This window comes from Maridesulfovibrio sp. (assembly GCF_965230075.1).
Taxonomy (GTDB): Bacteria; Desulfobacterota; Desulfovibrionia; order Desulfovibrionales; family Desulfovibrionaceae; genus Maridesulfovibrio.
The window spans coordinates 2,511,354-2,520,000 of sequence record NZ_OZ245945.1; the positions used below are offsets into that span (position 1 = coordinate 2,511,354).

At 46.4% G+C, this 8,647-nt stretch carries 6 protein-coding genes and 2 rRNA genes (1 of these 8 running past the window's edge); 4 read left to right on the forward strand and 4 right to left on the reverse strand.

Annotated elements, in window-relative coordinates; genetic code table 11:
- The first annotated feature begins 198 nt into the window (after positions 1-198).
- The 3 genes from map (at position 199) to ACO05Z_RS11400 (ending at position 4,060) form a co-directional block, all read left to right on the forward strand.
- Positions 199-978: a type I methionyl aminopeptidase gene (gene map / locus ACO05Z_RS11390; protein WP_421902300.1), complete on the forward strand. Its 780-nt coding sequence runs from the start codon at positions 199-201 to the stop codon at positions 976-978.
- 6 nt (positions 979-984) lie between these two features.
- On the forward strand, positions 985-3,207 hold the full coding sequence (recQ, locus tag ACO05Z_RS11395; RefSeq protein WP_421902301.1) for a DNA helicase RecQ: 2,223 nt from the start codon (positions 985-987) through the stop codon (positions 3,205-3,207).
- Positions 3,208-3,310: 103 nt separating this feature from the next.
- Complete coding sequence (locus ACO05Z_RS11400) at positions 3,311-4,060, forward strand: substrate-binding periplasmic protein (RefSeq protein ID WP_421902302.1); 750 nt, start codon at positions 3,311-3,313, stop codon at positions 4,058-4,060.
- 57 nt (positions 4,061-4,117) lie between these two features.
- On the opposite strand, the gene ACO05Z_RS11405 is transcribed toward ACO05Z_RS11400, so the two are convergent.
- Together ACO05Z_RS11405 and ACO05Z_RS11410 are read right to left on the reverse strand one after the other, a co-directional pair.
- The gene (locus ACO05Z_RS11405; protein WP_421902303.1) at positions 4,118-5,458 is read right to left on the reverse strand and encodes a PpnN family nucleotide 5'-monophosphate nucleosidase; all 1,341 of its coding nucleotides are present in this window, start codon (positions 5,456-5,458) and stop codon (positions 4,118-4,120) included.
- An 89-nt stretch (positions 5,459-5,547) separates the two neighbouring features.
- The gene (locus tag ACO05Z_RS11410; RefSeq protein WP_421902304.1) at positions 5,548-6,489 is read right to left on the reverse strand and encodes a hypothetical protein; all 942 of its coding nucleotides are present in this window, start codon (positions 6,487-6,489) and stop codon (positions 5,548-5,550) included.
- A 206-nt stretch (positions 6,490-6,695) separates the two neighbouring features.
- Here ACO05Z_RS11410 and ACO05Z_RS11415 point away from each other — a divergent pair, with 206 nt between their 5' ends.
- Positions 6,696-7,472 (forward strand): cyclase family protein, encoded by a 777-nt coding sequence (locus tag ACO05Z_RS11415; protein WP_421902305.1) that lies wholly within the window; start codon positions 6,696-6,698, stop codon positions 7,470-7,472.
- A 347-nt stretch (positions 7,473-7,819) separates the two neighbouring features.
- On the opposite strand, the gene rrf is transcribed toward ACO05Z_RS11415, so the two are convergent.
- Together rrf and ACO05Z_RS11425 are read right to left on the reverse strand one after the other, a co-directional pair.
- Positions 7,820-7,934, reverse strand: a 5S ribosomal RNA gene (rrf, locus tag ACO05Z_RS11420).
- A gap of 97 nt (positions 7,935-8,031) precedes the next feature.
- A 23S ribosomal RNA gene (locus ACO05Z_RS11425) occupies positions 8,032-8,647 on the reverse strand; it runs 2,318 nt beyond the window's last position.

An 8,647-nucleotide genomic window follows, 5' to 3' on the forward strand; every position in this document is an offset into this window, starting at 1 on the left:
CAGGTCCTGCAAGTAAAGGTTTTCTTATTCTGCTTATAGAATACGGAAACGGAAAGTTTAGTAAAGCATTTTTAAATTAAGTTTGTTTTTTCACAGAAGTAAGTGCTCCACCCAAAGAACACTGTTATATCCGGTTGACTTCCATATATTTAAGAGTAGCCTGTCCCGGTCACGAAAACATTTTCTGGAGTTATCCAAATGATTATAAAGAATAAAAAACAAATCGACCTCATGCGCGAAGCAGGTATCCTGCTCTACAACGCCCACATGGTGGCAAAAGAAATGTGCGAAGCCGGCACATCCACCGAAGTAATCAACGCCGAAGTAGAAAAATTCATCACTTCTAATGGCGCAACACCGCTTTTCAAAGGCGTTCCGGGCAAAGTCCCCTTTCCTGCCGGCTGCTGCATGTCCATCAATGAAGCCATTGTTCACGGCATCCCTTCCGCCCGTAAGCTGGAAAACGGTGATATCCTTTCCATCGACATCGGTGTGCGCCTGAACGGCTGGTGCTCTGATTGCGCGGTTACCCATGCAATCGGTGAAATTGATAAAGAGAAACAGAAACTCATGGACGTCACTGAAGAGTGCCTGCGCATTGCCATCAAGCGCATCAAGCCCGGTATAAAATGGAGCAAAATTGCCAAAGAAATGTCCAAATATGCCCGCAACGCAGGCTTTTCCGTAGTTGAATCACTGGTCGGACACGGCATTGGTGAAGGTCTCTGGGAATCCCCGCAGGTACCCAACTACCACAGCAGGCTGGTCAAAGATTTCAAGCTCAAACAGGGATTGGTTATTGCCGTAGAACCCATGATCAATGCGGGTGTGAAAACCACTGAAACCCTTAAGGATCACTGGACTATCGTCACCAAAGATGGCAAGCCCTCCGCACATTTCGAACACACTATCGCCGTTACCGCTAATGGAGCACAGGTGCTGACCTGCAGTAAAGACGGTGAAGCCTGGGCATTATAGAACTTTATGAGCGCATTACGCACTCCCTTAGACGTCCTGCGTCAAACCTACGGATATGAATCATTCCGTGGGTTGCAGGAGGACGTTATCAACCGCATTATGAGCGGCGGTAATGCCGTTGTTTTCATGCCCACCGGAGGCGGTAAATCCGCCTGTTACCAGATCCCGGCCATTCTGCGTCCGGGAGTGGGCATTGTCATTTCCCCGCTCATCGCCCTGATGCGTGATCAGGTTGCGGCCCTGAAGCAAATGGGAGTGCGTGCGGCTTGTTTGAATTCATCAATACAGCCATCTGAGGCCAACCATATTATCCATGAGCTGCATAGTAGTAACATGGACCTTCTTTACGTGGCCCCGGAAAGACTGGCCCAGCCCGGATTCATGGACATGCTTTCGGGCATCAAGGTCAGCCTCATTGCCATTGATGAAGCTCACTGCGTTGCTCAATGGGGGCATGATTTCCGGCCCGATTATCTGCGGCTTTCCGTGTTTGCGGAAATGTTTCCAAGCGTGCCGCGCATGGCCCTGACCGCCACCGCCGACGGCCCCACACGCAAGGAAATCCTCTACCGCCTTTCTTTCAGCAACGACGACATTTTTGCCACCGGCTTTGACCGCCCTAATATCCGCTATACTGTAATCCCCAAGGATCAGGAAAAGCGGCAATTACTCAATTTCATCAAGAATGAGCATTTTGCCGAATGCGGAATTGTCTACCGCATGAGCCGCAAGAAGGTGGAATCTACTGCCGAATGGCTTTGCAAACAAGGTATCAATGCGCTGCCCTATCATGCAGGATTGGACGCCCAAACCCGCGAGGCCAATCAGGCCCGGTTCATGTCTGAAGATGGTATCGTCATGGTAGCAACCATCGCCTTCGGTATGGGGATCGACAAGCCGGACGTGCGCTACGTGGCCCATCTGGACCTACCCAAGACCATCGAGGCCTACTATCAGGAAACAGGTCGCGCCGGACGTGACGGGTTGCCTGCCGAAGCTTGGATGTCCGTGGGGATTCAGGATATCGGCTTCTTGAAACGGATGATCATGTCCGGAAACAGCCCTGATGAGCGCAAAGCTTTGGAACTGCGCAAGCTAAACGCCCTGCTCGCTTATTGCGAATCACCGGGATGCCTGCGCCAGTCCCTGCTTTCCTACTTCGGAGAAGAACTAAAGGAACCGTGCGGAAACTGCTTCACCTGTATCAACCCGCCCTCTACATTTGACGGAACCATCCCGGCCCAAAAAGCGCTCTCTAATATTTACCGCACCGAGCAACTCTTCGGGGCCAATTACCTGATCGACATCCTGCTGGGTAAAGAAAACAAGCGCATTAGCACCCAAGGGCACAACAGCTTAAGCACCTATGGCATCGGCAAAGAATTTAATTCTGATGAATGGCTTTCCATTCACCGCCAACTTGTTTCCCAAGGGCTGGTAGATGTTGATATGGAAGGTTACGGATCGCTGAAACTGAATGCCAAAAGCTGGGAAGTGCTGCGCAAAGAACGAACCGTGGCCCTGCGCAAAGACCCGGTACTGGCTAAGACCAAAACCCGCAAGGCCCGTAAGAAACTGGTCATCGGCGATTCAAACAGCCCCTCACTTTCCACACCGGAAGCTCAAGAACTGTTGGAATCACTGCGTTCACTGCGCAACACCCTCGCTCAGGAACAGCATGTCCCGGCCTATGCAATTTTCGCAGACAAAACCCTGCTGGAACTTGGCTGCTACCGCCCCCAGACAACTGGAGAACTCTATGCGGTAAGCGGCTTGGGTGATCAGAAAATTTTCCGCTACGGAGCCGCCATAGTTGAAGTACTAATGGACCATCAGGAAAAACACGGCAGACCGGACGACCTTTTCCCCATCCCGGAAGACAAAATCAAGGAAGTTCCTACTTCCACCCCAAAAAAAGAAGGCCCCACAGTATCCGCTTCCGCACTGGAAACCCTTGAGCTGTTCGAAGAACTCATGGACATCGAAAAAGTGGCCGAATCCCGCAACATCAAACCCGCCACGGTCTATGCGCACCTGACTTCCTGCATCGGGGCCGGAAAAGTGGACATAAGTGATGTTCTGGATTTCAGAGCATCTGAACTTGAATGCCTTCAGGACACTCTCGCCTTTTACAAAGAAGAAGGTTTCATGCAGCTAAGCCCCGTTTTCAATGGACTTTGCGGCAATTACTCATTTGAAACCCTACGTATGGTCCGCGCTGGTAAATAGTTATTTAGCAACTTCAGAACAATACATTTGACCTTATTCATGAAAATTGAATAGAATTGCACTATTCATTGTAATCCATGACAAATTTAAATGCAGGTTCTGAATGAAACAGCTTTTCAGCACATTTATCCTTTTCATTACACTACTTGCGTGCATACCGCAGGCTGACGCAATCATCCGCGTTAATGTGTATGGCGATGACGCATATGCCCCTTATTGTTTCATGCAAAATGGAACGTATGACGGAATATACGTACGAATCCTGAAGAAAGCATTTGCTCAGATGAGGGGATATGAAATATTAATAATTCCAGTACCATACAAACGTTTACTTTTAGGACTAGAGAACGGTAAAATTTTCGCCGCCTTCCCACCTTACCAATGGCCCCAAAAACGACCATGGATAGATACCTATTCTACTCCAATACTTGAAGAAGACTATTCAATCTTCTGCGCCAAGGGCATTCTGGACAAGCCACGCCCCAATTGGCCGGATGATTACAAGGATCTTAATATCGGGGTCAACGACGGTTTCATAATCCCCAATATCGACAAACTAAAAATCGAAGATGCATCCAGCAATAAAAAAAATATCAGGAAACTCCTTGCCGGGCGCATTGACTGTTACGTGAACGACAGCAAATCCATTCTCTACACAGCCAAACTTATGGGCATTAATCCATCAAAGCTGGTACAGGGAATTAAAATCAGTACAGAATATGGACACCTTGCCTTTTCCCGCAAAAACAACCCGCCGTACAAACGCAATTTTATAAAAAAATTCAATCGCATAATATACGAGATGAAATGTAATGGTGAAATAGATGAAATAGTTAATGAATTTATTCATTAAAAAAGCCGACCTGAAAACATACAGGTCGGCTTCAATCTTTCCAATCAATTTAAATTACTACTCAATCCTATAAGCAGGCTTATTACTCTTGCTGGGATGAATCCTGCCCTGCTTGGCCAGCTTGCGGACCAGTTGGTCTGTAGCAGCCAGAATATTTTTATCACCCTTGATGAGTGGCCTGTCATCGCCCCATGAATCCAACATATCCGGGTCTTTAACTGTGAGGTGCACTACTCCGGAGAAGAAACGACGCAGGTTGATGAGTAAGGAGAAAACTTCCTGATCCCGGGAAAGATCCAGTCCTTCCATTGATTCAAAGGTAACCTCAAAGGGTTCCTGAATACGTGGATCGAAAACAAGATCATCATTCCAGAGATAACGGGTATTTAAATGCTGGGTCTGGTAGGCCACATAATTTGCATATGAACGGGCAGTACCCACATGCACATTATACAAACCGTCCAGCGCATCGCCGAAACAAATGTTAAGATATTCGACCAACTCTTTGAAATATACCCCGCCGCCCATCTCAACAAGATCGAATTCATAAGGAATTCCCTTGTTATCGGGCATGGAAAGCAGAGCCAGCATGGTCAGGATTTCCTCAACAGTACCAGCTCCACCGGGATGAACCTTGCCTCGGTGGGAAGCGCGGATAAAAGCTTCCATTCGCTCTTCAATAGTCGGGAAGGTGAGCAGTTGGGTTACCAATTCGTTCGGCGCTTCCGCAGCAAGAATCTTCTTTTCGGAAAAGCCGATAAAATCACGATGCCCAAAGCGCTCAAAGGAATTCTGCTTACCGTAAGCAACCTGTGCCCCCTTAAAAGGAGCCTTCATAACGCCCACACCACAACCGGTGATATTTTCCATGTCCGGCATGAAGAGTGCGGTCCAATAGCCGAGCTCTTTAGCAAAATTGTATTCATCAAGTGGAACCTGATGACCGCCCCAAGTGAACATGACCAAACCACGCTCACCTCGGTACATGAGTCCTGAATGCTCCACGAATTTCTTAATATTCGTAGAACGGCAATCCTCTCCTTCGCATGAATACTTCGGAGCAAATATTATATCGCGAATGACCGCCGAAATATGCTCAACAGACTGCCAAATGACATTTCGTCCATCATAGAGACAGTCCCTCGGCACACGAGAGCACTGCAGGTTGATATGCCCGTTAACCGGAGCCAACTCAATCTGCATATCTTTAAATTTGACCCGAATTTCACGGGTATCACAGACATCATTCTTGTGCACGTTGATCAATGCACCGATGATTTCAACCATACGGTTTTCAGGATCAGCCAGCCCTTGGGCAAGACGTTCAATATCAGCATCACTAAACTGCTGCGAAACAATCCTGCGGGGAAGAATGGGAATCTTTAATTCTGTTTGCATAATGAAAATGAGTAATCAGAACGTAAGTAAATGCAAGGATAAATTGCATTTTAGCACAAAAAATAAACAAAACGTCACTGGGATTCAACCTAGCTAAGTCCGGCAAACTCGCAATATTCGGGAAATCGGTCTTTAAGCCTGAGCAGAGCCTTCTGTTCAGCCACAACATAGGCCTCAGCTGAATCTAATTTTATACTGCCCAACTTGTCGTGAATCATGTCCATGTTCACATCATAATGTTTGAAGGTATGTCCCATATGCAACATATCGCGAAACCACTGCACCGCAATGTCCAAACAAACCGGGCGGTCCCAGTTTTTACCTATTAAAGCACCGGAAGGCATACGTGCGCCGAACGGAACTGCACTTCCCATAGGCATGGTATCCTTGCGGGCCTTATCCATGTCGATCAAAGCACACCACTCATTCAAACGACACTCAGGCAAAGGCCATGCATTTTCCTTGTATTGATCGGAAAGTCCAAGATTGTAGGCCCGCCGCTGGGTATAATCCATATCTTTATTATAAATTTTCATCAGGTACTGATACGAAGGCTTAAACTCCATATACCGCTCAGAATCGCATAAACCTTTCTGTCCTGCTGGGCACCACCAGCACTGGCCTATTTCGCCGATACCGGTATGCCCGTCCAGTTCATTATAAAGATTAGCCACAATATCCATAGTTACTTCAATATCATTATGCACGGTGAGCAAATAACGCTGCTGACATTTTTCCCAGCCATATTGATATCTTATAGATAAGCGATAATCTTCTGAGGAAGCAGCACGCTCCATATCATTAGGATCAATCCCATTCCAATATTTAGGAACAAAATGTTCTATCTTATCTCCAAGATATTTAAGAATCGCATCATGCTTTTTAAATTCATATTCAGCAGTACAAGCTTCTTCCTGAAAATAAATTTTGCTTATGTGCTCTCCACTACATCCCAACAAGGAAAGAAGAGAAAGAGCTGTTTGATGAACTTTTCCGAAAACATTAATGGCAACATCTGCTTTGAAAGTCATACATTTTCCTTCGTATCGAAATTTTAAACATAGTTAATATGATGATAAGGAGAATTCAATAGACAATAGCAAGATAAGAATAGACACAAGAAGCGTTAAAGATTAAAAATCAACCGAAGTTAACATCACAAAACAAGTCGATATTTCAATATGTTAGATACATCAGTGTCTGTATTTTAATTTACTTAAAAAAGATGGATAAACAAATGCCCAGAAAGATTATTGATTTGTCTGTTTCTATTAGGTCTGACAAACCTTCCGACCCTCCAGGTTTCGTCCCCGAAATTACATATGCTGATCACACAGCGGGAGCGGCCCAAATGGCATCCGTATTTCCGGGTCTAAGTCCGGAACAACTTCCAGAACAGGAAGGCTGGGCTGTAGAATTCGTAAAAATGAGTACTCATGCCGGCACACATATGGATGCTCCATACCATTATCACTCCAAAACAGATGACAACACTCCTGCAATGACCATTGACCAAATTCCCTTGGAATGGTGTATCGGAGCGGGTGTCAAACTTGATTTCCGCAATTTTTCGGATGGTTACATTGTAACACCAACCGATATTGATGCAGAATTAGAAAGAATAGGCCACGTTTTACAAGAAGGCGATATAGTTCTCGTAAACACTGCCGCCGGAAATAGATTCGGCCACGAGGATTACCTTGAAAAAGGCTGCGGCATGGGGCGAGAGGCAACTCTCCATTTGACAAAACAGGGTATCAAAGTAGTCGGCACAGATGCTTGGAGCTGGGATGCGCCGTTCAGCTCAACCGTAAGAAAATTCATGGAAACCAAAGACCCTTCCATCATCTGGGAAGGCCATTATGCAGGAAGTACAATTCCATATTGTCACATGGAAAAAATGGTAAACCTTGAACAACTCCCAGCAACAGGATTTACCGTGATCTGCGCGCCGGTAAAAGTTCATAAAGGGTCAGCAGGCTGGGTGCGACCAATTGCACTCATTGAAACGTAATAAAATTGCGCAAGAAATTATTAAGCCCGCACAAGTTACTTGTGCGGGCTTTTTTGTCTAAAACTATGGTCGCATAAAAACAAACCTTAACAGCTATATTGTTTGAATTTTCCTTTCTAAGAAGCACCTTATCGACCATAAACTCTACATCAAAAAATTAAAATAAACCGCTCAGAACTAATTCTCGTCATGAGAATAGAAAGGGCACTTTATCATCCATAGTCAGAAAGAAATTCCTCTCCTCCACAAACACACCCCGCACTCATCAAGAGTCCGGGGCTAAAAAACTCATCTTCCCCAAACGCAATAAAGCCCCCTTGAATTAACAAGGAGGCTTTGAAATAAAAAGCTTGCGGCGACCTACTTTCCCACTGGCTACCCAGCAGTATCATCGGCGATGGAGAGCTTAACTTCCGAGTTCGGAATGGGGTCGGGTGTGACCTCTCCTCAATGGCCGCAAGCAAATTTGCTTGCTCTTTTTGAGCAAAATATATTGTTTAATAGAGAAGAATTTACCCCTTACTTTAACTAGTAGAAGTTAAAGTTAAGGGAAGAGAAGAAAAATAAGTCGCACGATTTATTAGTACTGGTCAGCTGAATGCATCGCTGCACTTACACCTCCAGCCTATCAACCAGGTGGTCTACCTGGAATCTTTAGATGCTAAAGCATAGGGATAACTAATCTTGAGGCAGGCTTCCCGCTTAGATGCTTTCAGCGGTTATCCCTTCCGAACTTAGCTACCCTGCAATGCCGCTGGCGCGACAACAGGAACACCATAGGTTCGTCCACCCCGGTCCTCTCGTACTAGGGGCAGACCCTCTTCAATTATCCTACGCCCACGGTAGATAGGGACCAAACTGTCTCACGACGTTTTAAACCCAGCTCGCGTACCACTTTAATCGGCGAACAGCCGAACCCTTGGGACCTGCTTCAGCCCCAGGATGTGATGAGCCGACATCGAGGTGCCAAACCGCGCCGTCGATGTGAACTCTTGGGCGCGATCAGCCTGTTATCCCCGGCGTACCTTTTATCCTATGAGCGATGGCCCTTCCATGCGGAACCACCGGATCACTAAGACCAACTTTCGTTCCTGCTCGACATGTCTGTCTTACAGTCAAGCTCCCTTATGCCTTTGCACTCGACGGCTGGTTTCCAATCAGCCTGAGGGAACCTT